This is a genomic window from Bacillus sp. AM1(2019) (assembly GCF_009906915.1).
Taxonomy (GTDB): Bacteria; Bacillota; Bacilli; order Bacillales; family Bacillaceae; genus Bacillus; species Bacillus velezensis.
Genome location: NZ_CP047644.1, coordinates 1,731,464 through 1,757,988, shown reverse-complemented (window position 1 = coordinate 1,757,988; position 26,525 = coordinate 1,731,464). Strand labels below are relative to the sequence as shown.

The window sequence follows — 26,525 nt, the reverse complement described above, 5'->3', positions numbered from 1 at the left end:
AGGAAACAAAAAACCTCTGCCCGAAAACAGGCAGAGGCATTGAACGTTATTTTTTCAAATTGAAAGGCCACCAGTTGGCTCTTCCGAATATTTTCACCATGACCGGTACAAAAAACGGAAGGACGACAATTGCGTACATGAGAAGGCCTGTTAATACCACGGTTGCAATCTGTAATAAGGAAAGAACGCCAGACGGCAGCATGGCCGCAAAGGTTCCCGCTAAAATAATCGCCGCAGAAATGATGACGGAACCCATATTTTTCATACTGCTGATCATTGCGGGTTCCGTTCCTTCTTTTTTCAGCTCATTAAAGCGGTCCATTAAAAAGATGGAATAATCCACGCCAAGAGCCATCAAAATGACAAAGCCGAAGAACGGCACGGCCCAGTTTACGCCCGGATACCCGAAGAAGTGTGTAAAGATGTATTCCGTTACGCCGATGGATGCGAAATACGTCAGTACGAGCGACGCCACTAAATAAACAGGCATAATGAGGGAGCACAGCATCACGATGAGAATCAGAAAAATTCCCGCCAGCATAAACATTGCCGTCCGTTTGAAGTCTGAATCCGATACTTCCTTCAGATCGGCATTCATGCTGGAGACTCCCGAAACGCCGAAGGAAGCATTCTTCAGATCCGTGTTCGGAATGGCCCTTTTTACGCTCGCTTTGATCGCTTGAATATCTTGAATGGCCGTATTTGAGTAAGGATTGTTATCAAGAACGACAGTCAATTCTGTCGTTTTTCTGTCATCTGACATGTACGTATTAAACACGCTTGTGAAATCACTGTTTTTCAAGGCGTCTTTCGGCACAAACCAGCCTGTCATTTCTTTGTCTGACGCCTTGTGAAGCTCACCCAGGTAATCATTCGCCCCCATCATGCCGCTTGATACTTTCTTAAGCCCTTTTACACTGTCGTTAAGGCCGGAAGAAAGATCGCTGAGCCGGGAAGAAAAATCACCGAGACCGCTCTTCATTTTTTTCTGGCCCTCCGCGAGCTGTCCTGCTGCCGATTCAAGGCGCGGCATTTGTCCTGCGAGAGCCCCCTGTCCGTCTGACACTTGCTGCAGACCGTTTTCAATACTGGTCAGACCGTTGATCATTGCGTTAATTTGAGTGTCAATCTTCTTCTGAGCGGCTGCCAGTCGGGCAAATTGTTTTTCCGCTTGCTGCAGATGATCCTTTTGACTGTCGACCTGTTTAGAAAAAGCTTCTGCATCCGCGTTTGCCTTGGAAACGGCTGACTGTACACCCGTAAAGGCCGATTTGATTTCTTGGTAAGAGGGATCGGTTTTGACTGACGGTATTGACGCTTCCAATTTTGCAAACGGCAGCCGGGCAAGCTGCTTGTTCAAATCGGCAAGCTGTCTGCTGGCTTCATCTTTCATCGGCAGGACGGTTTCTACCAATTTTAAAGCGTTTTGCGTTTCTGAAGCGAGACCGCTGTTTTGGCTGAGCTGTGAAGTCAGCATTTGTTTTTGCTCTTCAATCTGCTTTCTCATCTGGGCGACGCCGGCTTTATTCTCGTTCACGCCAGCCTGCAGTTTATTCAGGTTTTCTCCTATATCAGAAAGCCCGGATTTCAGAGACAATGTTCCGTCAATAAGCTGATTGACGCTTTTCCCCGACTCTTCGATCTGCGGCTGTGAATCAGCTAACGACTTTGCGGCATGCCCTAATCCGTCCGTAATTTTTTCAAGTCCTGTATTGCCTTTATCAAGCCCTTCTTGAAGCTGCTTTGCCTGATTTGTGACAAATAATTGATTCAATCCGTTTCCAGCAGGGCGCGTGGCGCTTCTGACCGTTTTTACGCCCTCTGTTTTTTCAAGTTCTCTGCTGATTTTTTCAATATCAATCAGGTGTTTTTCGGTATTTAGAGTCTCATCATTTTTGATGACGACTGTGGCCGGAAGAAGTTCTCCCGGGCCGAATGCGTCTGAAATCGTATTAAACGCGCGGACGGATTCATATTTATCCCCGATTTCGTCAAGACTGTTGTAAGATAGCGACCCTTTGTAAAGAAGGATAGGCGGGACGGTGAATACCGCAACGATTGCAAGACTGATGAGCGGCCTTTTAAATGAAAACCGCCCTGACGTTTCCCATGCTTTGCTTTGAGGATGGGAAATATCGCCCTTAACAGGCCAAAACAGTCTTTTTCCTAAAACAGCCATAAAAAACGGCACGATCGTCATGAGCGCAAGCAGCAGCACCGCGACACCGACCGCAACGGCGGCTGCCGACTGATACAGCTTAAATGTCGCAAATCCGATGCAGGCAAATCCGATCAGCACCGCACCGCCGCTGTACAAAACCGTCTTTCCGGCCGTTTTGTAAGTCACGACGATCGCTTCTCTTATATCAGCGCCATGCGACAGTTCTTCTTTAAACCGGCTGAGAAGCAGAATGCAGTAGTCTGTGCCGATTCCGAACATAATCGCAACCATAAAAATCTGAGTAAAAGTTGAGAGCGGAAAATTCAGCTGATCGACTAAAAATGCGACAATCGACTGGCTGACTAAATAAGATATCAATACTGATAAAAGCGGCACGAACGGAGCGACCACTGACCGAAATACAAGAATCAGCACGATCAGGATAAAAGCGACCGTTATATATTCAGTCTTTTTCAAGCCGTCCTGTGAGCTTTTTAACACATCTTCGTCGATCAGCGATTGGCCTGTAATGCCGTATGATACGCCGTACGGTTTCAGCTCTTTATCAATTTTATTTTTTATTTCGATGATATCGTTTTTGGATGTATCAAGCTGCAGCTGAACGAGCATCGTTTGTCTGTCTTTTGACAGCAGCTGTTTTTTGATGTCGTCATTTTTCTCCCCGAAGTATGAAGTCACCGTTTTAATCTGAAGCGCTTTTTTATGTTCAGACAAAGTGCTGACGGCTTCTTTCAGACGATCTTTTTTGTCTGTCATTAAGCCTTTTTCGTGAAATACGATGACGGCAGAAGAAGACGGTGCATCTGAATCAGACATTTCATCAAGCAATTCATGGGCGTAAGAAGAGGAATATCCGTCCGGTACGGAGATCTGCCCTTTCTCCCGTGTCAATTCAGCCATATCAGGCGCTGTAAGCATAAATATCACCGTTGCGGCGACCCATACCGCGGCGATGATCCAGCGGGCTCGGATAATGTTTTTCATTATGTCTGCTGATCCTCCTCTGTCATCATCAATCGATATAATTTTTCATATGTATTCACGAACATCTCCGCCTCGTCTTCATCAAAATACATAATATATGAACGGACGAGTTCCTCAATCCGCCGCTCCACACGGTGAAATACTTCCGTCCCCTTTTCCGTGACATTTAAAAGTATGCTCCGGCGGTCGCTTTGGCTGCGTTCTCTATTGATGTAGCCTTTTTCATACAGGCGGTTCGTCATAGATGTAATGGCGCTTTTATTGACGTGGCACACCGCGGCCAGTTCAATTGATTTGCAATCGGGATTGAGCATAATATAGCGGAGGATATAATATTGATCCAATGTCAGTTCTTTGTTCACTTTTTCAGCGATAATACTGTCAATTTTTTTTAAGACGTGCAGGTATACATCGGAATAACGCTGAATCAGCTGCTTTACTTTTTCTTCATGCACCTTTTCCCCCTCCTTCCGATAGTTAATATGTTTAACTATTAAAAAGAATAACGACTTGACGGTATCATGTCAATCTTCAAAATAAAATAAAAAAAGACAGTGCAGATTACACCGTCTTTAATGATTCCTTCTTTTCTTTTGCTTGTGATGAGATATTTAACAGCGCTAAAAATACAGATACAATGCCGCAAAAAGCGGATAAAATAAAAATCAGCCAGCCTGCATTTGACATCAGGGCAGCAAAGATCGGCGGTCCCGCCGCTACTCCGATAAACCGCATGCTGTTATAAAATGAGGTGATGGTTCCCGATTCCTCGTTGTCTACGCCTTCTGTGATGACAGCGTCTAAAGCCGGCAATGCCATTCCGATACCGATACCGCTGACACACAAAAAGATAAATAATAAATAAAAACTGTGATTCCACCATAGGCCGATAAACGACAGTGTCACGGCACTCATTCCGAAAACGATGCAAAACTTCATTTTGCCTTGGTCTTTTCCGATTTTTCGGCCTGATATATATGAACTGACGGATAGAAATAAAAGCGGGATTGCCAAAAGCGCTCCTTTAGCCACACCGTCAATTCCGTATTTCTTCTCCAGTGAGTCTGATAAATAAAAAAGAACCCCGAACAGCAAAAACATAATCACGCAGCCGATGATAAAAACCGTAAAGAGCCAGCGTCCGTCACGCTTAAATATGCGGCCGACATTTTTCACAAATTCGGAAATAGAAGGCGCTTCTTTTTGTTCCTCCGGCTTTGCCACCAAAAACAATACGAGAAAAAAACTGATGAGCGAAAAAAACGGAATGAACCAAAACGGCATAAACCAAAACCATGCAGCCAAGAGCGATCCGAGAATCGGGCTTATTACTTTCCCGGCTGTGTTTGACGTCTCAATGTCGCCGAGCCCCGCGGTAATCCGCTCATCATCCCCTTTGAATAAATCACCGATAAACGGCATCACTACAGGAGCCGCCCCTGCCGAACCGATTCCCTGCAGCACCCGCCCCGCCAAGATAATGGGATAAGGATGCTTGAACGCGGTGGAAGCTATCGCGGCAAGCGCTCCGCCCGCACCGGCTATGAGAAGACAAGGCAGAAGAACCTTTTTTCTTCCGAATTTATCGGACAGATATCCGGCAATCGGAATACAAATAATCGCCACAATCGAATAGACCGTTATAATTAACGATACTTGAAAAGACGATATGGACAGCTTCTTTTCAATCATCGGAAGCACAGGAATCAGCATGGAATTCCCGAGTGTCATCACGAGCGGTACAGAAGCCAGAGCAATGATATTTTTCGTTCCATTTTTCTTCTTACTCAACTTATTCACCCATTCACTATACTTGGTTGTTTCCTGTTTTATTGTGCCTTGCAGAAAATAAAGTATGTACTGAAACGGCAAATAAAAAAACAGACACATGACGCGTCTGTCTTAAAAACGTTTTCTTACAACATGAAAACTGAACTTATCAGCCCGGAAATAATTTAATGAATACAGCACAGGTTCATCATTCTGATTATAGTGGGTTTGCTTCAGCAATAAAAGCGCCGTCTCCGGCTCGCATTCCAAAACCGGTGAAATCGTATCGTGATATCCGATCGGTTCGATATCAGCAACGGCATAGCTGATCACAGATCCGGAGTTTTTTTCCAAAAGATCAAAAATAGACTCCTGTTCATGACAGAAAGAATTCGGCAGAATGTGCATCGGAATCGTATCTAAACAGTAAACGACCGGAGTGCCGCTTGCCGTTCTCACGCGTTCCAAATAAAAAAGCTCCTGCTCAGGCTCAAGCCGGAATCTAGCGATATCTTCATCAGACGGCGTGATGACCTGAGACGACAAAAAAATCGTACCCGGCACCATGTTCGCCTGCTGAATCGTTTTCGTCACGCTGTTGAGCTGTTCAATACCTGAAAGAAACAGCGGTTTTGTATGGACGAAAGTGCCCACACCGTGCCTTCTGATAATCACATGCTCCTCTTCAAGGATACGCAAAGCTTCACGCAGAGTTGCCCGGCTGACACCCATTGATTTTGAAAGCTCAAATTCAGAAGGAAGCTTTTCCTTTTCGGTGTAAATTCCGTTTTGTATATCCTCTTTGATTCGCTCAATCACTTTTAGATACAAGTGACGATTGTCAGCTTTTGTAGACATGTTTCCCCTCCGTAAACCACTTTCATAAATTATTGAACAATTGGGACAACTATATCATGTTTTGATAAAAAAATAAATAGGAATGATTTTGGTGATATCATTTTCAGTGAAAACTCTCTCCTTTTTAAGAAGAGAGCTCATCATATTGTTCCTTAGATAATAGTACTTCCCTCGGTTTGCTTCCTTCATACGGCCCGACGACGCCCCGTTCCTCCATTGCGTCAATCAGACGGGCAGCTCTCGTATATCCGATTCTGAACCGCCTTTGGAGCATGGAGACTGATGCCGTCTGCATGCCGATAATCAAATCGACCGCTTCGTCATAGAGATCATCCGTTACTTCACTGTGTGTTTCCGAAACTTCTTCCGGAATCATCTCTTCTTGGTACTGCGCTTTTTGCTGCGTAATGACATGATCGACGACATGCTCAACCTCTTCATCGGATAAGAATGCCCCTTGCACACGCACCGGCTTATTTGCGCCTACAGGCAGAAACAGCATGTCTCCGCGCCCCAGAAGCTTTTCAGCGCCGCCCATGTCTAAAATTGTCCGTGAATCGGTCTGAGAGGAGACACTGAAGGCGATTCTTGACGGGATGTTGGCTTTAATAACACCGGTAATAACGTCGACTGAAGGCCGCTGTGTCGCGATAATCAAATGAATTCCCGCCGCCCGCGCCATCTGTGAAAGTCTCGTAATTGAATCTTCCACGTCGGAAGAAGCGACCATCATCAGATCGGCAAGCTCGTCAACGATGACAACGATGTACGGCAGCTCAGGCTGCTTGACTTCTTCTTCGGCATTTGACCGCTTGATATGGTCGTTATAGCCTTCTATATTTCTCGTACCCGTATGGGAGAACAGCTCATAGCGGCGCTCCATCTCATTGACGACCTTTTTCAAAGCCTGCGAGGCCTTTTTCGGATCTGTCACGACTGGCGCAAGCAGATGAGGAATGCCGTTATACACATTCAGCTCAACCATTTTCGGGTCAATCATCATCATCTTCACTTCATGCGGTTTGGCCCTCATCAGAATGCTCGTAATAATACCGTTGACACAGACGCTTTTTCCGCTTCCCGTTGCCCCCGCTACGAGCAGATGGGGCATTTTGTTCAGTTCGGCAAGCACGGCTTCCCCGGAAATATTTCGTCCCAAGCCGATCAGAAGCTTCGCGTCCGGCTTGTCATTGAGCTTGGATTCAAGCACTTCTTTTAACGAAACCATCGCAACTTCAGCATTGGGCACCTCGATGCCGATTGCCGATTTACCCGGAATCGGCGCTTCGATCCGGATATCCTTCGCGGCAAGCGCGAGCGCGAGGTCATCGCTCAGATTCACGATTTTACTGACTTTGACCCCGACGTCCGGATACACCTCATATTTTGTGACCGCCGGACCGAGATGAACCTGCGTCACTTTCGCCTTTACGCCGAAGCTTTGAAAAGTCCGTTCGAGTTTTCTTGCATTCTCGTAAATGTTTTTCTTATCGGTCTGCTGGCCGGTATGTTTCGGGTCAGCCAGTATGTCCAATGAAGGCATTTGATAATCTTTATTTTCAAGCTCTGTAAACGTCATCGGCGGAGCCGCAGCCGTTTCGCCACTGTCTTGAGCGCCGCCGGAAGGCTCATCTTTTGGCGCTTGTGCCGTCTCCTGCGTTTTTTCCGGAATCAGCGGTTCGGCGGGCTCTTCCTGACGGTCTGAAAAGCTTGAAATAATCGGCTCTGAATGGATGATCGGCGAAATAATTTCCTCATCCTCTTCCTCCGGTTCAGGCTCTTCTTTTTTCTTTTGAACCCGTTTTTGTTTTTTGCCCGATTTTGTTTTTGTTTTCGGCGAAGACATATTCGTTCTGACCGTCTTCATATCCTCAAGAAATGCCTGCCACTGGCCGCGGATAAACCGGCCGACAGGGCTCGTCCACTTTTTGAGCGTTTCCTGCAGTGAACGCCCTGTTACAAGAATCAGCCCCATTAAGATCAGCACGATCGCCATGATCTGTGAACCCGTTGATGCAAATAAAAAGTGGGAAGCTGCAAACAGTACCGCGCCGATCATGCCGCCGCCCAAATCAGGGGAAGCAGCCTGCTGTTTCATGTCAATCATAAACAGCTCCCACGTGTTGCCGATGACACTTGCCGACCGAATCGACCCGTGATGAGACAGATTTTTAAAGAGCTGCACGTGAGACAGCAGCAATATACTGGCGATAATACAGTACACCCCTGCCTTTCTTCTCGTTAAAAGGCTTGGACTCTTCTTTTTCCAAAACAGCGAAATTCCGAGAAGGAAGAGCGCAATTAAGCATAAAATAAACCACTCTCCGGCAAAAAAACGGAACAAGTACACAAATGTCTGTCCCACAACGCCGAGCTGCAAAACAGCAATAATTGAGATTGCAACACAGAGCAGTCCGCTTAGTTCGTATTTTAGATTGAGCTTACTCTCTTGTTTCTTTTTAGATTTCCGTTTTTTCTTTGCCACACTCATCACCTTACTGCGTTAAAAAATGTAAAATCATACATCATGAAGAAAAGCAGCCTTTTGCCGGCTGCATTTTTCTGTAGGATTCCCCTATTATAGCATATTTTGCCCCCGAGAAACGGACTGAATGCCGGTTAGATTTTCAGCTTGATTTTTTGTCCCGGAGCGATGTCCGGATTCAAGAAATCCATCGGGTTCGTACTTAAAATCTGTACGACTTCAGCTTCATTTCCCTTCATCTCAACTAGCAGCGGCACGCCGGCGTAATCTACCTGTTCATGCACGCTTTGCTCTATATCCTGACCGTAAACGACTTCTTGGGGCATGACGGTATAAAGGATCATTGAATCATCCTTCCTTCCTCGCCCTTTCGTTCCTCAATCAGCTGATTCAGCTTTTTTATCGCCTGTCCGACGCCGCCCACGGCATCAATTAATCCGTAATCAGCCGCATCTTTCCCGACTACGTTCGTCCCGATGTCCCTGGTTAAGTTTCCTTTTGAAAACATCAGCTCTTTGAATTTTTCTTCGGAAATATTTGAATGATGGGTCACAAAGTTGACGACCCGCTCCTGCATTTTGTCCAAGTATTCAAATGTTTGCGGAACCCCGATAACCAGACCTGTAAGCCGAACGGGGTGAATGGTCATAGTCGCTGTTTCCGCGATAAAACTATGATCACATGACACGGCGATCGGCACACCTATCGAGTGTCCCCCGCCGAGTACGATTGAGACGGTCGGTTTTGATAAGGATGCGAGCATTTCCGCAATCGCAAGCCCCGCTTCCACATCGCCTCCGACGGTGTTTAAGATGATCAGAAGTCCTTCGATTTTCGGATTTTGCTCAATGGCGACGATTTGCGGAATGACGTGTTCATATTTGGTTGTTTTATTTTGCGGCGGGAGCTGGACGTGCCCCTCAATTTGGCCGATGATCGTCAGGCAGTGAATGTTGGTATCTTGGGACATTTGCGGCAGAGATGTCTCTCCCAGCTGCTGAATTTTGCTCATAATGCTGTCTTTCGCATCTGATTTTTCGGGCTGCTGTTCTTCGGTGTTTTCCATACGATGATCCATTTTATCTTTCACCCTTTCCGAATGTCTCTTTGTATTATGAACAAAGATGATGATTTCCATCCGGGACATGAACAAAAACACAGCCGGAGCATCATGCGCTCCGGCTGTGTATACATTATACTTCCATAATGATCGGAATGATCATCGGCTTGCGTTTTGTTTTTTCATAAAGGAATTGATTCAGCGCATCACGCATGGCCTGTTTCAGCGTGGACCATTCTACGGCAGATGTTTCCGTCGCTTCAGTCACGATAGAGCGGACGAGCTCAGTAGCTTGTACAATTAAACCTTCTGATTCTCTGACATACACGAAACCGCGCGTAATGATCTCAGGACCTGATACGAGGTTCTTTTTCTGCTTATCGAGTGAGATCACGACGATGAGAATGCCGTCTTGTGATAATAAGCGGCGGTCTCTCAGCACGATGTTGCCGATGTCGCCGACTCCGAGGCCGTCAATCAGAACGTTTCCGTACGTGACTTTATCCCCGATTTTCACATTCTGTCCGCGGAATTCAACGACGTCACCTTTTTCAATCAAGAAAATATCACTGCGTTTCATGCCGATCTCTTCTGCGATTTTGGAATGCGCTTTTTGCATTCTGAATTCACCGTTAACCGGAATTAAATATTTCGGTTTCAGCAAATTAAGCATGAGTTTCAATTCTTCCTGCGAACCGTGCCCGGACACATGCACGCGTTTTTGGGCGAAAATGACTTGAGCGCCGGCGCGGGCAAGCAGGTTGACGGTTTTGGAATATATCAATTCATGCCCCGGAATCGGTGTTGATGCAATGACAACGGTGTCTCCTTCTTCAATGTTAAGCTGCTTGTGCGCCTGCTTGGCCATCCGCGTAAGAGCGGCCAGCGGCTCACCATGGCTTCCGGCTGTAACAATTGCCACTTCCCGCTTCGGATATTTTTTCACATCCTGCACAGGAATAAACATTTCATCTTCGGCCTCAATATAGCCGAGCTTGCGCCCCAGCTGAAGCACGTTTTGCAGATTTTTTCCGGCGATTGCAAGTTTGCGGCCGTTCTGGACGGCAGCCTGTATCACTTGCTGGATCCGGTTGATATTAGACGCGAATACAGCAATGATGACACGGTTTTCTGAATTGTTCATCGCATCGGCAATTTCACCGCTTACATATGCTTCTGACGGAGTATACCCCGGGCGCTCCGCATTGGCGCTGTCAGAAAGCAGGGCGAGCACGCCGCTGTTTCCGATTTTGGCAATTTCGCCAATATCACATGATTGGTGATAAGCAGGCGTCTGGTCAAATTTGAAGTCTCCCGTGCATACAATAGAGCCAAGTGATGTTTTGAAGCTGACTCCCACTGAATCCGGAATACTGTGAATCGTTTTAAAGAACGATACTTTCGTTGATTCAAATGTAATGACTGATTTAGAGTGAACTTCACGCAAATCAGCTTTTCGATTATGCCCGTACTGCTTGAGTTTTTCTCTCAGTAATGCAAGCGTAAGCTTCGTTCCGTATACCGGCACCGACAGCTTATTCAATAAATAAAAGACGCCCCCGATGTTTTCATCGTGCCCGTGTGTCAGAAAGATGGCCTTCACGCGGTCAGCCCGTTCTACTAAGTAGGAAATATCCGGAATGACGACATCAATACCGAGCATTTCATTTTCAGGGTGCATCAGCCCTGCATCCACTACAAATATGTCTGAGTCAATTTCAATGACATATAGGTTCTTCCCAATTTCTCCGACGCCGCCAAGGGCGATAATTCTGACGTTTTCTGTATTTTTCTTTTTCAAAATCTGTATCCTCCTAGTCTCATACCCGTCCATCATCACTTGTTCCTATTATAACTGATATCAATTTTAGAAAACAAGAAGAAGCGGAAGGTTTAGGGAAAACCAATATGTATACAAAACGGTCAAACTCACGATAAAAATGAGAATGACCGCGTATTTTAACTGTATAAATTTTTTCTTACAGTTCGCTGATGACGCTGCTCAGGCTCAGACGTTCATCTTCATTCAGCGGGATAAGAGGAAGACGCACAGATCCGACATCAAGGCCTTTCAGCTGTAGCGCCGTTTTGACCGGAGCCGGATTAGGCGCTTTAAAGAGCTCCTTCATGATCGGCAGGAGCTTCTGATGAATCAGTGCCGCGGTTGCCGTCTGCCCGTTCGTATAGTTTTTAATCATCTGCTGCATGTCAGAACCTACGATATGGCTGGCCACTGACACGACTCCTCTTCCGCCGACTGCGAGAATAGGAAGTGTTAACCCGTCATCACCTGAATAGACGTAAAAATCTTCCGGTGTTTCGGCAATGATTTTCGTAATGGCATCAAGATCGCCGCTCGCTTCTTTAATCGCAGAGATATTCGGTATCTCCGCAAGTCTGATAGCCGTTTCCGGCGCAAGCGAAGCGACCGTTCTGCCCGGCACGTTGTAAAGCATCACAGGAAGAGACGTTTCTTCCGCAATGGCTTTAAAATGACGGTACATCCCCTCTTGGGAAGGCTTATTATAATACGGCGTGACAAGCATAACGCAATCGACGCCGGCTTCTTCAGCTTTTTTTGTCAGTTTAATGGAGTCTTTCGTATTGTTGCTTCCCGTACCCGCAATAACAGGCACGCGTCCGTTCACTTCTTTGACTGTAAATTCAAAGAGTGCAATTTTTTCTTCCGTTGAAAGTGTCGGAGATTCGCCGGTCGTGCCTGCGACGACTAAAGAATCCGTGCCGTTTTTCAACAAATAGTCGATTAATGTAGACAGTTTTTGAAAGTCTACATTCCCTTTACTGTCAAAGGGGGTAATCATCGCTGTAGATATATTTCCGACATTCATTTTTTTCACCTCATCATGATTCAATCACATTTACTTTGAAAGTTCAAACACTTCATGCAGCGCATTTACGGCCGTTACCATATCTTTTTCATGAACGAGCACCCAGATCGTCGTATGGCTGTCGGCAGATTGCAGAATCGGAATGCCTTTATCAGAAAGTGCGGAGACGATTTTTGACGTGACACCCGGAACACCCATTATTCCGGCGCCGACCGCTGACACTTTCGCACAGCTCTCCGTCACTGTCGGCTCATATCCTAATTCAGCCAAAATGCTGCGCGCGGCTTCCGTTTTACTGCCGGCTACGGTATATACGATTTCACTCGGCGTAATGTTAAAGAAATCTACGCTGATTCCGGCATTTGCCATTGCTTTAAAGACTTCAGTCTGAACGTTGTATTGCCCCATTTTGGCGGGGACCTTAAATTGCGTCACATCTTTCACATGGGCGATCCCCGTGATCAGCCGTTCGAATACATCGCTGCCGATGTTAGACGAATGATGGGACGTCACCAAAGTGCCTTTGTCTTTTGAATAAGTGGAGCGCACGCGGATCGGCACCTTTGCCTGCATGGCGATTTCCACCGCGCGCGGATGAATGACTTTCGCGCCTTGATAGGCAAGGTTGCAGATTTCCGTATATGTGACGTTCGGAAGCGGCTTAGCATTTTCCACGATTCTCGGATCGGCTGTCATAACGCCTTCCACGTCCGTAAAAATGTCGATAAACTCAGCATCTACCGCCGCGCCGAGCGCCGCTGCTGAAGTATCGCTTCCTCCTCTGCCGATCGTCGTCGTGTCGCCTTTTTCAGTCGCTCCCTGAAATCCCGCGACAACGACAGCGTCATGGCTGGCAAGTGCAGCGAAAAGCCGCTCTGTTTTCATTTCTATAATTTTGGCGTCAGTATGCTGGGCATTGGTTAAAAAGCCGGCCTGGGCTCCTGTTAAAGCTGCGGCTTTTATGCCGTTTTCCTTCAGCATGCTGGAAAAAACAACGGACGAAATCGTTTCTCCGCAAGACAGAAGCATATCCTGCTCTCTCGGAGAAATGTCGGACTGGCTGCCGTAAAGGAGCCCGATTAAAGAATCTGTCGCGTACGGGTCTCCTTTTCTTCCCATCGCCGATACGACAACAACAACTTTATAACCTTCACTGATGGCATCTTTAATGTGTGCTAGCGCAAGCTTGCGGCCTTTGTCATCTTTTACGGATGTTCCGCCGAATTTTTGAACAATGATCTTCACTATTTTCACTCCAAATTAGTCTGACGTAACAGAAGAGAGCAGGCAGAGCCTTACTCTCTTCTGTTCGCCTATAGAAAATACGTTTGTTTTATACGAGGTTCAGTTTTTGCAGGCTTTCCGCGATTTGGACTGAGTTCCAAGCGGCGCCTTTTAACAGGTTATCAGAAACAACCCACAAATGAAAACCGTTTGCTCTGTCCAAATCTTTCCGGATTCTTCCTACAAATACATCGCGTTTGCCGACGCAATCAGCAGGCATCGGGTAAAGCTGCTCCGCCGGATCATCCTGAAGCGTAACACCCGGAGCTTCTTTTAAAAGCTGTTTAATATCTTCAACGGTTGCGTCATCACGGTCAAGCTCAATGTAAACAGATTCTGAGTGCCCTGTTTCAATCGGCAGTCTGACACATGTCGCAGCCACTTCCAGATTCGGCATATGCATGATTTTTTTCGTTTCATTAATCATTTTCATTTCCTCAAACGTATAGCCGTTATCTTGGAATTTATCAATTTGCGGAATGGCGTTAAATGCGATTTGATAATGCTTTTTGTCGCCTTTAACCGGCATAATGGACGGTTCTGCGGGTTCATTGTTTAAAATCGCCTTTGTCTGGCTGTACAATTCCTTCGCCGCTTCATTGCCGGCCCCGGACACAGCTTGGTAAGTAGATACAATGACTTTTTTCAATCCGTACGCTTTGCGGATCGGTTCAAGCGCAGCCACCATCTGAATCGTTGAACAGTTAGGGTTGGCGATAATGCCGTTATGTTTGTGCAGATCACCTTCGTTTACCTCAGGCACCACGAGCGGTGTATTTTCGTCCATACGGAATGCGCTGGTATTGTCAATCACGATGGCTCCCCGTTTTACAGCCTCAGGCGCCAAGCTTTGTGATACGCTTCCGCCGGCGCTGAATAACGCGATATGAACGCCTTCGAAGCTTTCAGGAACAGCTTCCTGCACTGTATATTCTTCGCCTTTAAACGTTACTTTCGTACCAGCAGAACGCTTTGAGGATAGTAGTGTGAGTGTTTCGATTTCAAAGTTTCTGTCTTCCAGTGTTTTCAGCATTTGCTGTCCTACGGCTCCCGTCGCTCCGACAACTGCTACGTGTAATCCTCTTCCCATCTGTAAAACTCCTTCCGCCAATTAAGCATCATTTGTTGAATTGACTTTGCATTTTACGTTTTATTTTACCATAGAATAGTCACGGATTGATCGAATTTTTTTATTCCGGAATGATTTTCTGTCATCATGATTTTTTATTCATGATGGTGTACGAGCACCGGCTGAACCTGCTGGTGCAAAAGAGCTTTTTCTACCGTAATCGGAAGGAGATCCATTCTGGCGACGAGCGATGTCGGTTTTTTCACGTGGTCGTCCTGGCCGAACGGGATGAAATATATGTTTTTTGCGGACATCAGCCTCATTAAGTTCGTTCCGTTTAAACCGAGTCCGTCGTTTGTCGAAATTCCGAGCACGACCGGGCGGCCGTTACGGATCGTGGCTTTCGCAGCCATAAGGACGGGGCTGTCAGTCATCGCATTTGCGAGTTTGCTCATTGAATTTCCGGTTAAAGGGGCGATGACCATGCAGTCGAGCGGAAGTTTCGGCCCGAGAGGCTCCGCTTTTACGATGGAATCAATCGCCTCAAAGCCTGTTGCTTCTTCAATTTTTCTGACCCAATCTCCCCCCTCCCCAAAGCGGGTATCGGTCGATTGAACGGTTGATGTCACGACCGGCCGGACTTCAGCTCCTTGACTGATAAGCGCCTCTATTTGCGGAAAAACTTCCTCATATGTGCAATGCGAGCCGGTTAATCCGAATCCGATTCTTTTCCCTTTCAGAGACATGGTTATTTCCCCTCTTTCTTTAAGTCTGCCAAAAGCTTGCTCAATACGTTCGCAATAATCTGTCCGGCTGTTTTCGGGGCCACAATTCCCGGAAGACCCGGAGCAAGCAGCGCTTTAATGCCTTGTTTTTCAGCATATTTGAAATCCGTTCCGCCCGGACGGGATGCTAAATCCAAAATCAAGGTCTTCGGCGTCATGCGCGATAAAACGCTTTGATTCAGAATCAAGCTCGGTACGGTGTTAATGCAGATATCAATATCATTTACATGTTCAGTAAGCTCTTCAAGTTGAAAAGGAGAAAGCCCCATTTCCGTTATACGGGCCAAATGAGCCGAACTCCGCGCGCCCACTTTTACCTTCGCCCCTAACGCCGCAAACGTCCGGGCGATCGTCATACCGGTGCGCCCCATGCCGAGAACGGCGACATTTGATCCGTGAATGGTATAATCCGTATGCTGAATCGCCATCATGATTGTTCCTTCAACAGTGGGAATCGAGTTGAATATCGCGATATCGTCCCGTTCAAATAATTTCACAAGTTTGCGGCCGGCTTCGCTGGCGATCCCCTCAAGATACGCGTTGGAGATGCCTGAATAAATGACGCAATGCTCCGGTGTCCGCTCAAGATAGCTCTGCTTTAATACCACTTCTTCATTTGAAAAAACCGTGGAAACAACGCCTTCTCCGGTCGTTGCCGATACGGGCAGGATGATACTGTCTATTTTTTGAAAGGGAATCTCATCGATTTTGCATTTGACGGTTCCTGTAAAACCGTCATCCAATTGGTCAAACCCTGCAAGATAAATATCGGCATGCTGTTCTGTCAGCTTTCTTATAATCTCAAGCTGTCTTGCGTCACCGCCAATGATCGCAATTGTCAATCCGGTTAACATCTGAAACGTTCACCTTCTTTACAGTTACTGGATCTTTTAAGTGTCATCCTCCTCTTCATCGTATGTGCGAAGAGAAAGGGCGGTGAATGTACAGCGTCTTTTTCATGAAAAAAGCACCGGCTGTATGAGCCGGTGCTTGCAAAAAATGAATAAGATCTACTCTTCGGGAGGCGTGATCTCCCCCGGAACGTCTAAAATGATCATGTCTGACCCGATTTTTTGGATATGGTTCCAGGGGACGCGGATGTCGTGGCCTTGTTTTCGCAATCCGAACCATTTTACCGTCGGTATCAACAGCGCGGTAATTTGTCCGTCCTGTTCATTAATTTCCAAATCGGTCTGGCCGAGCACGCCGAGCCGCTCTGCCCGTTTAATGTCCACAATTTCTTTACCTGAAAGTTCACTGAGCCTCATGATAGCCACCCCCTTGTACTATATGACCCGGAGCAAAAAAAAATGCCTGCCCCGTATAGAGGCAGACTGCTTTTCCGATTAAGACGAGGCCGGCATATTGCCGGTCGGGCTGATGAGCGATAGTGCGTAATCATCCGTAAATAAGCGGCGGCTGAGGCCGTTGACGCTTTCCAGGCTGACCGCATTTAATTCAGTGATAATTTCATCCATGGTCTTATGCTTTCCGAGCAGGAGTTCGTTTTTCCCGTTCCGGCTCATTTTGCTGTTTGTGCTCTCTAAGCTGAGCATTAAGCTCCCCTTCATTTGCTCTTTGCTGTTTTCCAGCTCTTTCGGGGTGATACCGTCACGTTTTAGAACCGATAACGTTTCCTGAATGGTTTCAGACAGAAGTCCGAGCTGATTCGCGCCGGTGCCTCCGTAAATCGTCAGCATACCGCTGTCTTCATAGGAACTGTGATAGCTGTATACAGAATAGGCCAGTCCTTTATCTTCGCGCACATCCTGGAAAAGACGGCTGCTCATGCTTCCGCCCAGCACGTTGTTTAAGACGATCAAATCGTAAATGTCCGCATCTCCGACTTTCAGGCCTTTGAAACCGAGACAGAGATGCGCCTGTTCGGTGTCTTTTTTTCTGGTCAGCTTTTCATAATGAAACTCAGGCTCGCTGATGCCGCTTGCTTTGCCCTTCGCTTCGTATGTACCGAACCATTTCTCCACGTCTTTAATGAATTGTTCTGTTACATTTCCGGCGACAGAAATGACGACGCGGTCCGGCGTGTAAAAGTCATCCATATGCTGTCTGAGAGAATCGCCGTTAAATGACGAAAGCGTTTCCTCCGTCCCGAGAATCGGGTAGCCGAGCGAATGATTGCCGTATGTCGCTTTGCTCAGCAGATCGTGGACAATGTCATCCGGCGCGTCTTCATACATTTTGATTTCTTCATATACGACGTTCTTTTCTTTTTTGAGCTCATCTTCGTCAAAAGCAGAATGAAAGAACATATCAGCCAGCACATCAAGTGCGTAGTTTGCATGCTCATCCAGAACTTTGGCGTAATAGCACGTATATTCTTTTGAAGTGAAGGCATTCACTTGGCCGCCTATCCGATCGAAGGATTCTGCGATTTCCCGTGCGGACCTGGTATTTGTTCCTTTAAAAAACATATGCTCAAGAAAGTGCGAAATACCGTTTGTCTCCGGCGTTTCATGACGTGACCCCGTCCCGATCCAGACGCCGATTGCCACAGACCGCACCGTTGGATTATTTTCAAGCACAACTCTTACACCGTTTTGGCATGTATAGCGTTTTATCAAGTCTGTTCCTCCTATTCAAAGACAGGCAAACTGCCGCCTGCTACTTCATCAGCCTGTTTTCATCCATTAAGTCAGACACTGAGCCGAGCGCGTAGCCTTTTTCTTTGATTTTTGCAATCAGTGTATCCAGGCTTTTCGCAGTCGGATCAGTCGGATGCATTAAAATCATGGCTCCGTTATGTATTTTGCTCAACACCCTTGTTTGTAAAACAGCCGGAGACGGTTTTTGCCAGTCAATGGTGTCAACGGTCCACATGATGGTGCCCATTCCTTTTTCCGCCGCAAGGTCGACCACCGCTTTTCTGAAGCTGCCGCTTGGCGGCGCAAACCATTTCGGCTTCATGCCGAGCGTCTCGCTGATTTGTGCATTGGTTTTGTCAAGCTGTTCGGAAATGCTTCCTGAAGTCAGTTTGCTCATATCAGGGTGATTGTATGAATGATTTCCGATTTCATGTCCGTCTGCCGCTATTTTTTTCCCAAGTTCCTGATTGTTTTTCAGCCATTTCCCTTCAAGAAAGAAAGTTGCTTTGACCTGGTGCTGCTTCAGAATAGGCAGCATTTGCTCCACGTATTCGTTTCCCCAGGCGACATTTATCAGGAAAGCGACCATCGGTTTGTCGGGATTTCCTTTATAAATGGGTTCGGGCGCGAGAGAATCAAGATGGACTTTCGGTTTCACCTGCTCATAGACAAGGCCGTCTTCGTGAAATTCTCCGTCCTTTTTCATTTGCTTATAGGATTTTTCCACATTGACTTTTAAACCGTTATATCCCGGTATACTCTTCCATATTTTATCAATCCGCGCGTCTTGCGGCTTCACTTCATACTCTGACGCTTTTTGCAGTAATTCTTCATAGAGCGGATCTTTTGATGCTGACACAGTTACAGCGTCTTTTTTCATTGCGTCTATGTAATCAACTGTATACGGATTTTTTAACATTTCAAACGAAACAAAAAAAAGAAATAAAAAAACGGCAAACGGCACGAATTTTTTCAACATGTCCTTCCCCCCTCCTCACACATTATGTATGAGGAGGACAAGGTAGAACCCGTCTGTTGTCTTTCTCAAAATAAAGAAGCCGGGTCTCCCAGGCTCCTTGTTAGGTTTTCATTTAAGATTGTTGTTGTTCCTGTTCTTTTTCTTTCTCTTCGCGCAGCACTGCTTTACGCGACAGATTCACTCGTCCCTGTTTGTCAATTTCAGTTACCTTCACAAGGATTTCGTCACCGATTTTCACAACATCCTCAACCTTGCCGACCCGTTCGAGCGCTAGTTCAGAGATGTGAACGAGACCGTCTTTTCCGCTGAAGATTTCAACGAAAGCGCCGAATTTCTCAATCCGTTTGACTTTACCGAGGTAAAGCTGTCCGACTTCGACTTCTCTGACAAGATCTTCGATGATTTTTTTCGCTTTTTGGTTGCTGCTTTCATCAGTAGAAGAAATAAAGATGGTGCCGTCTTGTTCAATGTCAATTTTAACACCGGTATCTTCAATGATTTTGTTGATTTGTTTACCGCTCGGTCCGATAACGTCACGGATTTTATCCGGATTAATGTTCATCGTTAAAATTTTCGGCGCATATTGAGAAAGTTCTTTTCTTGATTCACCAAGCGTGCTGAGCATGCTGTTCAAGATTTCCATTCTTCCTTTTTTCGCCTGCTGAAGCGCTTCTTCAAGAATTTCTCTTGAAAGGCCTTCAATTTTAATGTCCATTTGCAGCGCTGTCACGCCTTTTTCCGTGCCGGCTACTTTAAAGTCCATGTCACCGAGGGCGTCTTCCATCCCTTGAATATCCGTTAATACCGTATAGTACTCGCCTGATTTCACAAGTCCCATCGCGATACCTGCAACAGGGGCTTTAATCGGAACACCTGCGTCCATCATGGCAAGCGTGCTCGCGCAAATGCTGGCCTGTGAAGTGGAACCGTTTGATTCAAGCACTTCGGATACGAGGCGGACCGTATACGGGAAGTCTTTTTCATTCGGAATGACCGGCTCAAGCGCACGCTCTCCAAGAGCGCCGTGACCGATCTCACGGCGTCCCGGTCCGCGCATCGGGCCTGTCTCCCCTACGCTGAACTGCGGGAAGTTATAATGATGCATAAAACGTTTTGATTCTTCCACGCCTAAACCGTCAAGAATCTGAACGTCCCCAAGGGCGCCTAATGTACAAACGCTGAGCGCCTGCGTCTGTCCTCTCGTAAACAGCCCGGAGCCATGCGTTCTCGGCAGAAGGCCGACTTCTGAAGAAAGCGGGCGGATTTGATCAACGCCGCGGCCGTCCGGACGGACTTTTTCTTCTGTGATCAAACGGCGCACTTCGTTTTTCACGAGTTTAGACAGTGTCTGTTTCACTTTTTTAATCGTATCTTCATCATGCTCTTCTTCTTCGAATTTCGCGACAACTGCATTTTTCACTTCATTGATCGCGTCTTCGCGAGCATGTTTTTCGTGAACCTGAATGGCGCTGAGAAGATCCGGCTCCGCAAGGCTTTTTACTTTTTCGCTGAGCTCTTCGTCAATTTCATACAGTTCGATTTCTGTTTTTTCTTTGCCGACTGCTGCGACGATTTCTTCTTGGAATGCGATCAGGCGCTTAATTTCTTCGTGACCGAACATAATCGCCTCAAGCATGATTTCTTCAGGAACTTCATCTGCTCCGGCTTCCACCATGTTGATGGCGTCTTTTGTGCCTGCAACGATGAGGTTGATATCACTTTTTTCAAGCTGGTCAACCGTCGGATTGATAACGAATTTCCCGTCAATGCGGCCTACCGTCACACCCGCGATCGGGCCTTCAAACGGGATATCGGAAACGCAAAGAGCGAGTGATGAACCGAACATTGCAGCCATTTCAGATGAGCAGTCCTGATCAACACTCATGACAATGCTGATGACCTGTACTTCGTTACGGAATCCGTCTGCGAAAAGCGGGCGGATCGGACGGTCGATCAGACGGCTGGCTAAAACGGCCTTTTCACTTGGACGGCCTTCTCTTTTAATAAAACCGCCCGGAATTTTACCTACTGCGTATAATCTTTCTTCATAGTTAACGGTAAGCGGGAAAAAATCTAGCGGTTTCGGTTCTTTTGATGCGGTTGCTGTGCTGAGCACTGCAGTATCGCCGTAGCGGACCATGACAGCGCCGTTTGCCTGTTTGGCAAGCTGGCCGGCTTCTACTGTAAGCTGTCTGCCGGCCCAATCTATGGTAAAGACATGTTTCTCTTGTCCCATTCGATTACGAGCTCCTCTCTTAATGTGTGAAATAATCAATTACTCCTATTATGAACGAAATGAATTGAACATATCAATGTCAAAGTAGTATGTAAAAGGATTTCATTGTTTTTTTATCATTATTTTTTTCGCTTTAATACGATAAAAAAGCGGGAATCCTCCCGCTTTTTACGATTATCGACGTAAGCCTAGTTTGTTAATTAACTCACGGTAACGAGTTACGTCTTTATTACGCAGATACGTAAGAAGATTACGACGTTTACCTACCATTTTAAGAAGACCGCGACGTGAGTGGTGATCTTTCTTGTGAGTACGCAAATGCTCGTTCAAGTTGTTAATTGAGTCTGTTAGGATAGCGATCTGAACTTCTGGAGATCCAGTATCAGATTCGTGTGTTTTGAACTCACTGATGAGTTGATTTTTACGCTCTTGAGTAATTGCCATCCTGTTTCACCTCCATATCATAATTAGCCCCAGTTACCTAGCAACCGTCGGTGACTTCGGATTGCCAAGCAATGGTTTTAAGACTACGAAACATATGATACTAAAAATCGCGCCCATATGCAAATCTTTTAGAAGAAAATTTGTGTACTTTTGATGTTTTTTCCGTTATTTGCTGAAAAAACGGATCGCTTCTTGTTTGTCTTTCCCGATCTGAGCCGTCAGTTCATCGATGCCGTTAAACTTCCGTTCGCTTCGAATTCGTTTGTACCACTCGATTTTAACGTCTTCTCCGTATACATCCTGCTGAAAATTAAACAAATGCACTTCAATTGACGGCTGATCGGGACGCTTTTCATAAAAGGTCGGTTTGTAGCCGATGTTGCAGACGCCTTCATACACCTCGCCTTTTATTTCGGCTTTCACTGCATACACGCCTGTCGGCGGCACGATATAGCTGTTGTGCAGGCCGACATTCGCGGTCGGAAAACCGATGGTGCGGCCTCTTTTGTCTCCGTGAATCACAGTGCCCCGGATAAAATACGGCTGGCCGAGAAGAGTGTGCGCAAGTTCAACGTCACCATCCTGCAGCGCTGACCGGATATAAGTAGAGCTGATCTTTCTGTCCTGCTCGGTCAGTTTCTCGACAGTCGTGCATCCGGCCTTGCCGTTTAAATCGTCCGGCAGCGTCTCCATCGTGCCTTTTCCGTATTTTCCGTACGTAAAATCGAAGCCTCCCACAGCGTGCCGCGCGTTTAACCCTAAAATATACTCCTCGGCAAACTGTTTTGGAGACAGAGCCGCAAACGCTTCATCAAACTTTACGACATACAGCACATCAGCGCCTAAACGTCCGATCTGGCTGATTTTATCTTCAAGCGGCGTAATCAGATCCTTTGGCTCTTTGTCCCTGCCCAACACATGGGAAGGGTGAGGATGAAACGTCATAACGGCCAGCGACAGGCCTTTTTCTTCGGCAATTTGTCTGGCTGTTCCGATTACTTTCCGGTGTCCCAAATGAACGCCGTCAAAGTAGCCGAGCGCCATGACAGACGCCGGCTGCTCTTCTTTTTGTAAATGATGCGGATGAGAAATATGTATCGTCTTCACAGAACGGTCACCTTTTTTCTTATTGTTCGCTTTTTTGCATGAGCACTTTAGCCGGTTTCAGCAGTCCTTTTTTTGAAGGATGCGGCATATAAATGGCCACACATTCTCCGTCTTCAGTACAGACCGCTATACGGGCGTCAGCTGTCATTGCAGAAAATTCCGCCGGGATGTCAAACACTGACCCGTTTTCAGCTTTCTTAGCTAATGTATCACTTATGACCCATTTCGGCAAATGATTGAGCGCTCTTTCAATCGGCACGGTATGCTCTGCAACCGTTCCGTCTGAAACCTGCTGTTCAAGTTCCTCAAACGTGAAACACTCATCAAGGCTGAAATCGCCGGAAGCGGTGCGGATGAGATGAGACATATGCGCGGGATAGCCGAGTTTTTCACCGATTGTCACCGCCAATGTTCTGACGTAAGTGCCCTTTGAGCACGTGACTGTAAAGCGGAATGATGCTGTGTCTTCGTTATAAGTGACAGGGGAAGTGAGCGCGATATCTTCAATCGTGATATTCCGCTTCGGCCGCTCCACTTCAATACCCGCCCTGGCGTATTCATAGAGCTTTTTTCCGTTGACCTTTACAGCGGAATACATCGGCGGCACTTGCTCCTGCGGTCCCTTCAGTTCGTCTAAAACGGCTTTGATATCCGCTTCTTTCAGCGGCTCCTTGACAGGTTTTACGCTGACCGTTTCTCCAGTCTGGTCTTCGGTCGATGTGGAGAAGCCGAGAGTGATCTCAGCATCGTACGTTTTTGACTTGTCGGTGACGTACTCAACAATCTTTGTGGCCCGTCCGACACAGATCGGCAGTGCGCCTGACACTTCCGGATCAAGCGTTCCCGTATGTCCGACTTTCTTTGTTTTTAACAGTTTTCTTATTTTCATTACACAGTCGTGAGAAGTCATGCCGACCGGTTTATGTAAAAGGAGAACTCCGTTAACCATCTGTCTTTCGCTCCTTTGTTATCAATTGTATCCCGTAAAACGCAGAAAAGAGGACAGACGACACTCGCCCATCCTCTTTCCTTGTTATTCAGACGGTTTATCTGAATGCAGTTCGTGAATCAATGTTTCAATACGGTTGCCGTACTCAATTGATTCATCAAATTCAAATTCAAGCTCAGGCGTTTTGCGGAGTCTGATTCGGCTGCCGATTTCGGAACGGATAAATCCTTTCGCTTTCTCAAGCCCTTTCAGCGCCTCTTCTTTCTTTTTCTCTCCGCCGAGAACGGAGATATACACCTTCGCTATTTGTAAATCACCTGAAACACGTACGTCTGTTACAGTGAGAAATCCGATTCTCGGGTCTTTCAGCTTTCGGCTGATAATATCCCCGAGCTCTTTTTTCATCTGCTCGCCGACACGGTTTGCTCTCATACTCAATTCAATCACCTCTAAGTTAAAACCACTCTGTTCTAGTGATCGTCCGTTCTATTTCGGGAAAGGAGTCAATAAACGCGAGTACGCGCTGGATCTCCTTTTCCGCCTGAACGTGAGAGGAGGAGACGACGGCGATTCCGAAGCTGGTCCGCTGCCAAGTGTCCTGATAGCCGATTTCTGCGGCCGACACGTTGAACTTATTCTGAACCCTCGTTATAATCCGCTTCAGAACGGCTCGTTTCTCCTTTAATGATCCCGCATCATAAATGATGCATTCACATTCCGCAAATCCGATCACTTTCTTTCGATTTCCTGCATGACATACGCTTCAAGGATGTCGCCTTCGCGAATGTCATTGTATTTCTTAATTGTAATACCACATTCATATCCTTGTGAAACTTCTTTCACATCATCTTTGAAGCGTTTCAGAACGTCTACTTCCCCTTCGAAGATGACCACGCCGTCACGGATCAGGCGGAGTCCGCTGTCACGTGTAATGTGGCCGTCTGTTACATATCCGCCGGCAATCGTGCCGATTTTCGACACTTTGAATGTTTGGCGCACTTCAACCTGGCCGATGACTTTTTCTTCGTATTCAGGATCAAGCATTCCTTTCATCGCCGCTTCAATTTCTTCGATGACTTTGTAAATGATACGGTGAAGACGGATATCTACATTTTCAGCTTCAGCCGTACTCTTAGCATTTCCGTCTGGGCGCACATTAAACCCGATAACGATTGCATTTGAAGCAGATGCGAGAATGATGTCTGATTCCGTAATCGCACCGACGCCTGTGTGAATGATTTTCACTTTTACGCCTTCTACTTCAATTTTTTGAAGAGCGGCTGTTAACGCTTCGGCTGAACCTTGAACGTCAGCTTTTACGATTAAATTGATGTCTTTGACATCGCCTTGTTTAATTTGTTCAAACAGATCATCGAGGCTCAGCTTCGCTTTGTCGCTGCGCTGTTCTTCCAGTTGCTTGGAAGCGCGTGCTTCACCGACAGAACGGGCTGTTTTTTCGTCTTTAAAGACGAGGAATTGATCGCCAGCCTGCGGTACGTCGTTTAAGCCCGTAATTTCTACAGGTGTGGACGGTCCGGCTGTTTTCACGCGGCGGCCGAGATCATTGACCATGGCCCGCACGCGGCCGAATGTATTTCCGACAACGATCGGATCTCCGACATTCAATGTTCCCGTTTGAACGAGAAGTGTCGCGACAGATCCTCTTCCTTTATCGAGCTCAGCTTCAATAACCGTTCCTTTTGCCTGACGGTTCGGATTGGCTTTCAGCTCTTCCACTTCACTGACAAGCAGAATCATTTCGACAAGCTCGTCAATTCCCTTGCCTGTAAGAGCGGACAGAGGAACGAAAATCGTTTCTCCTCCCCATGCTTCAGGAACGAGTCCGTATTCAGTCAGCTCCTGCATGACACGGTCAGGGTTCGCGCTTTCTTTATCCACTTTATTCACGGCAACGATAATCGGAACCTCAGCCGCTTTCGCATGGTTGATGGCTTCGACTGTCTGCGGCATAACGCCGTCATCAGCCGCTACGACTAAAATGGTAATATCAGTTACTTCCGCACCGCGCGCACGCATTGTTGTGAACGCCGCGTGTCCCGGAGTATCTAAGAACGTGATTTTTTTGCCGTTTTCTTCGATCTGGTAAGCCCCGATATGCTGGGTGATTCCGCCGGCTTCACCTTCAACAACTTTTGTTTTTCTGATGCTGTCAAGGAGGGTCGTTTTCCCGTGGTCAACGTGGCCCATGATCGTCACGACAGGCGGACGGATTTGAAGATCTTCTTCTTTGTCAGCCTCTTCATATTTTTCAAGCTCAGTTTCTTCAAGCACAATCACTTCTTCTGTTTCTACACCGTATTCAGATGCGATCAGTTCGATTGTGTCTTTGTCAAGCTCCTGGTTAATGGTAGCCATTACGCCCAGAAGCATCAGTTTTTTAATGAGTTCAGACGGCTCTTTGCCCAGTTCCTCGGCTAAAGCTCCGACTGTTAAAGAGCCGGAAAACGTAATTTTCTCAGGAAGCTCTTTTTTCGGCTTCAGCGGTTTTTGCTGATACTGATTTTTGTTGTTATGATTGCGTTTGTTTTTGTTTTTGTTGTTGTTGTTATTCTTCTTGTTTTTGTTAAATTGATTATTCTGCACGTCATTCTTCTTTCCGTCTCGAATTTTGTTTGGTTGATTCCCAGCAGGCTGCTGATTAATCCCTTGCGGCTTGTTTTTGTTCGTTTCCGCAGGCTTCTGAGATGTAACGCCGGCGCCGCCTTTTTTAAATTTCGCATCAAGCTGCTTAATGGTCTTTTCTTCAAGCATTGCCATATGGTTATTTACTACTATATCCATGTTTTTCAGCGCAGTCAAAATTTCCTTGCTTGAAACATTGATGGCTTTTGCATATTCGTAAACTCTCATTTTAGCCATT

At 46.5% G+C, this 26,525-nt stretch carries 23 protein-coding genes; all 23 read right to left on the bottom strand.

Features of this window, described 5'->3' with window-relative positions; genetic code table 11:
* Positions 1-46: 46 nt before the first annotated feature.
* Positions 47-3,166: an MMPL family transporter gene (locus tag GNE05_RS08885; RefSeq protein WP_160182669.1), complete on the bottom strand. Its 3,120-nt coding sequence runs from the start codon at positions 3,164-3,166 to the stop codon at positions 47-49.
* On the bottom strand, positions 3,166-3,621 hold the full coding sequence (locus GNE05_RS08880; protein ID WP_003154157.1) for a MarR family winged helix-turn-helix transcriptional regulator: 456 nt from the start codon (positions 3,619-3,621) through the stop codon (positions 3,166-3,168). The genes GNE05_RS08885 and GNE05_RS08880 overlap by 1 nt, the downstream gene beginning before the upstream one ends.
* Before the next feature lie 106 nt (positions 3,622-3,727).
* Positions 3,728-5,056: a bacillibactin exporter BcbE gene (locus tag GNE05_RS08875; protein WP_012117575.1), complete on the bottom strand. Its 1,329-nt coding sequence runs from the start codon at positions 5,054-5,056 to the stop codon at positions 3,728-3,730.
* 12 nt (positions 5,057-5,068) lie between these two features.
* Complete coding sequence (locus tag GNE05_RS08870) at positions 5,069-5,794, bottom strand: GntR family transcriptional regulator (RefSeq protein WP_007409813.1); 726 nt, start codon at positions 5,792-5,794, stop codon at positions 5,069-5,071.
* Between the two features lie 124 nt (positions 5,795-5,918).
* On the bottom strand, positions 5,919-8,279 hold the full coding sequence (locus tag GNE05_RS08865; RefSeq protein ID WP_043021099.1) for an FtsK/SpoIIIE family DNA translocase: 2,361 nt from the start codon (positions 8,277-8,279) through the stop codon (positions 5,919-5,921).
* 134 nt (positions 8,280-8,413) lie between these two features.
* Complete coding sequence (locus GNE05_RS08860; protein ID WP_003154161.1) at positions 8,414-8,623, bottom strand: YlzJ-like family protein; 210 nt, start codon at positions 8,621-8,623, stop codon at positions 8,414-8,416.
* Positions 8,620-9,357, bottom strand: a complete 738-nt coding sequence (locus GNE05_RS08855; protein WP_003154162.1) for a ClpP family protease — start codon at positions 9,355-9,357, stop codon at positions 8,620-8,622. The genes GNE05_RS08860 and GNE05_RS08855 overlap by 4 nt, the downstream gene beginning before the upstream one ends.
* Positions 9,358-9,472: 115 nt before the next feature.
* Entirely contained in the window at positions 9,473-11,140 is a 1,668-nt protein-coding gene (gene rnjB / locus GNE05_RS08850; RefSeq protein ID WP_012117573.1) for a ribonuclease J2, read from the bottom strand.
* A gap of 178 nt (positions 11,141-11,318) precedes the next feature.
* The gene (gene dapA, locus GNE05_RS08845) at positions 11,319-12,188 is read right to left on the bottom strand and encodes a 4-hydroxy-tetrahydrodipicolinate synthase (RefSeq protein ID WP_003154166.1); all 870 of its coding nucleotides are present in this window, start codon (positions 12,186-12,188) and stop codon (positions 11,319-11,321) included.
* 30 nt (positions 12,189-12,218) lie between these two features.
* Entirely contained in the window at positions 12,219-13,433 is a 1,215-nt protein-coding gene (gene dapG / locus GNE05_RS08840) for an aspartate kinase (RefSeq protein ID WP_003154168.1), read from the bottom strand.
* Positions 13,434-13,521: 88 nt separating this feature from the next.
* Positions 13,522-14,562: an aspartate-semialdehyde dehydrogenase gene (gene asd / locus GNE05_RS08835; protein ID WP_007409810.1), complete on the bottom strand. Its 1,041-nt coding sequence runs from the start codon at positions 14,560-14,562 to the stop codon at positions 13,522-13,524.
* Positions 14,563-14,696: 134 nt separating this feature from the next.
* On the bottom strand, positions 14,697-15,287 hold the full coding sequence (gene dpaB, locus GNE05_RS08830) for a dipicolinate synthase subunit B (protein WP_007409809.1): 591 nt from the start codon (positions 15,285-15,287) through the stop codon (positions 14,697-14,699).
* A gap of 2 nt (positions 15,288-15,289) precedes the next feature.
* Entirely contained in the window at positions 15,290-16,180 is an 891-nt protein-coding gene (dpaA, locus tag GNE05_RS08825; protein WP_007409808.1) for a dipicolinic acid synthetase subunit A, read from the bottom strand.
* 156 nt (positions 16,181-16,336) lie between these two features.
* On the bottom strand, positions 16,337-16,594 hold the full coding sequence (locus GNE05_RS08820; protein ID WP_003154176.1) for a YlmC/YmxH family sporulation protein: 258 nt from the start codon (positions 16,592-16,594) through the stop codon (positions 16,337-16,339).
* 78 nt (positions 16,595-16,672) lie between these two features.
* Positions 16,673-17,908: a M16 family metallopeptidase gene (locus GNE05_RS08815; RefSeq protein WP_014417791.1), complete on the bottom strand. Its 1,236-nt coding sequence runs from the start codon at positions 17,906-17,908 to the stop codon at positions 16,673-16,675.
* 40 nt (positions 17,909-17,948) lie between these two features.
* Positions 17,949-18,908, bottom strand: coding sequence for a polysaccharide deacetylase family protein (locus GNE05_RS08810; protein WP_015417486.1), 960 nt, complete (start codon positions 18,906-18,908; stop codon positions 17,949-17,951).
* A 112-nt stretch (positions 18,909-19,020) separates the two neighbouring features.
* Positions 19,021-21,144 carry a polyribonucleotide nucleotidyltransferase gene (gene pnp, locus GNE05_RS08805; protein ID WP_007611468.1) on the bottom strand — a complete coding sequence of 708 codons (2,124 nt, stop codon included), beginning with the start codon at positions 21,142-21,144 and terminating at the stop codon, positions 19,021-19,023.
* Positions 21,145-21,318: 174 nt separating this feature from the next.
* Positions 21,319-21,588, bottom strand: a complete 270-nt coding sequence (gene rpsO, locus GNE05_RS08800; protein ID WP_003154182.1) for a 30S ribosomal protein S15 — start codon at positions 21,586-21,588, stop codon at positions 21,319-21,321.
* Between the two features lie 165 nt (positions 21,589-21,753).
* Positions 21,754-22,695, bottom strand: a complete 942-nt coding sequence (gene ribF, locus GNE05_RS08795) for a bifunctional riboflavin kinase/FAD synthetase (RefSeq protein ID WP_022553333.1) — start codon at positions 22,693-22,695, stop codon at positions 21,754-21,756.
* A 19-nt stretch (positions 22,696-22,714) separates the two neighbouring features.
* A complete protein-coding gene (gene truB, locus GNE05_RS08790) occupies positions 22,715-23,644 on the bottom strand; it encodes a tRNA pseudouridine(55) synthase TruB (protein ID WP_160182668.1) in 930 nt (309 codons plus the stop codon).
* An 84-nt stretch (positions 23,645-23,728) separates the two neighbouring features.
* Positions 23,729-24,082: a 30S ribosome-binding factor RbfA gene (gene rbfA, locus GNE05_RS08785; protein WP_003154185.1), complete on the bottom strand. Its 354-nt coding sequence runs from the start codon at positions 24,080-24,082 to the stop codon at positions 23,729-23,731.
* A 16-nt stretch (positions 24,083-24,098) separates the two neighbouring features.
* Entirely contained in the window at positions 24,099-24,377 is a 279-nt protein-coding gene (locus GNE05_RS08780; protein ID WP_003154188.1) for a DUF503 domain-containing protein, read from the bottom strand.
* On the bottom strand, positions 24,374-26,524 hold the full coding sequence (gene infB / locus GNE05_RS08775; RefSeq protein WP_015417484.1) for a translation initiation factor IF-2: 2,151 nt from the start codon (positions 26,522-26,524) through the stop codon (positions 24,374-24,376). The genes GNE05_RS08780 and infB overlap by 4 nt, the downstream gene beginning before the upstream one ends.
* Position 26,525 lies beyond the last annotated feature (1 nt).

What these genes read in the sequence shown, in the direction of transcription:
- GNE05_RS08820 (WP_003154176.1), bottom strand. Translation starts at nt 16,594, where the DNA reads ATGAGGCTCAGTGAACTTTCAGGTAAAGAAATTGTGGACATTAAACGG.
- asd (WP_007409810.1), bottom strand. Translation starts at nt 14,562, where the DNA reads ATGGGAAGAGGATTACACGTAGCAGTTGTCGGAGCGACGGGAGCCGTA.
- GNE05_RS08870 (WP_007409813.1), bottom strand. Translation starts at nt 5,794, where the DNA reads ATGTCTACAAAAGCTGACAATCGTCACTTGTATCTAAAAGTGATTGAG.
- pnp (WP_007611468.1), bottom strand. Translation starts at nt 21,144, where the DNA reads ATGGGACAAGAGAAACATGTCTTTACCATAGATTGGGCCGGCAGACAG.
- rpsO (WP_003154182.1), bottom strand. Translation starts at nt 21,588, where the DNA reads ATGGCAATTACTCAAGAGCGTAAAAATCAACTCATCAGTGAGTTCAAA.
- infB (WP_015417484.1), bottom strand. Translation starts at nt 26,524, where the DNA reads ATGGCTAAAATGAGAGTTTACGAATATGCAAAAGCCATCAATGTTTCA.
- GNE05_RS08875 (WP_012117575.1), bottom strand. Translation starts at nt 5,056, where the DNA reads ATGTGTCTGTTTTTTTATTTGCCGTTTCAGTACATACTTTATTTTCTG.
- dapA (WP_003154166.1), bottom strand. Translation starts at nt 12,188, where the DNA reads ATGAATGTCGGAAATATATCTACAGCGATGATTACCCCCTTTGACAGT.
- GNE05_RS08885 (WP_160182669.1), bottom strand. Translation starts at nt 3,166, where the DNA reads ATGAAAAACATTATCCGAGCCCGCTGGATCATCGCCGCGGTATGGGTC.
- dpaA (WP_007409808.1), bottom strand. Translation starts at nt 16,180, where the DNA reads ATGTTAACCGGATTGACAATTGCGATCATTGGCGGTGACGCAAGACAG.
- dpaB (WP_007409809.1), bottom strand. Translation starts at nt 15,287, where the DNA reads ATGTCTCTGAAAGGGAAAAGAATCGGATTCGGATTAACCGGCTCGCAT.
- GNE05_RS08855 (WP_003154162.1), bottom strand. Translation starts at nt 9,357, where the DNA reads ATGGATCATCGTATGGAAAACACCGAAGAACAGCAGCCCGAAAAATCA.
- truB (WP_160182668.1), bottom strand. Translation starts at nt 23,644, where the DNA reads ATGGTTAACGGAGTTCTCCTTTTACATAAACCGGTCGGCATGACTTCT.
- GNE05_RS08810 (WP_015417486.1), bottom strand. Translation starts at nt 18,908, where the DNA reads ATGTTGAAAAAATTCGTGCCGTTTGCCGTTTTTTTATTTCTTTTTTTT.
- GNE05_RS08860 (WP_003154161.1), bottom strand. Translation starts at nt 8,623, where the DNA reads ATGATCCTTTATACCGTCATGCCCCAAGAAGTCGTTTACGGTCAGGAT.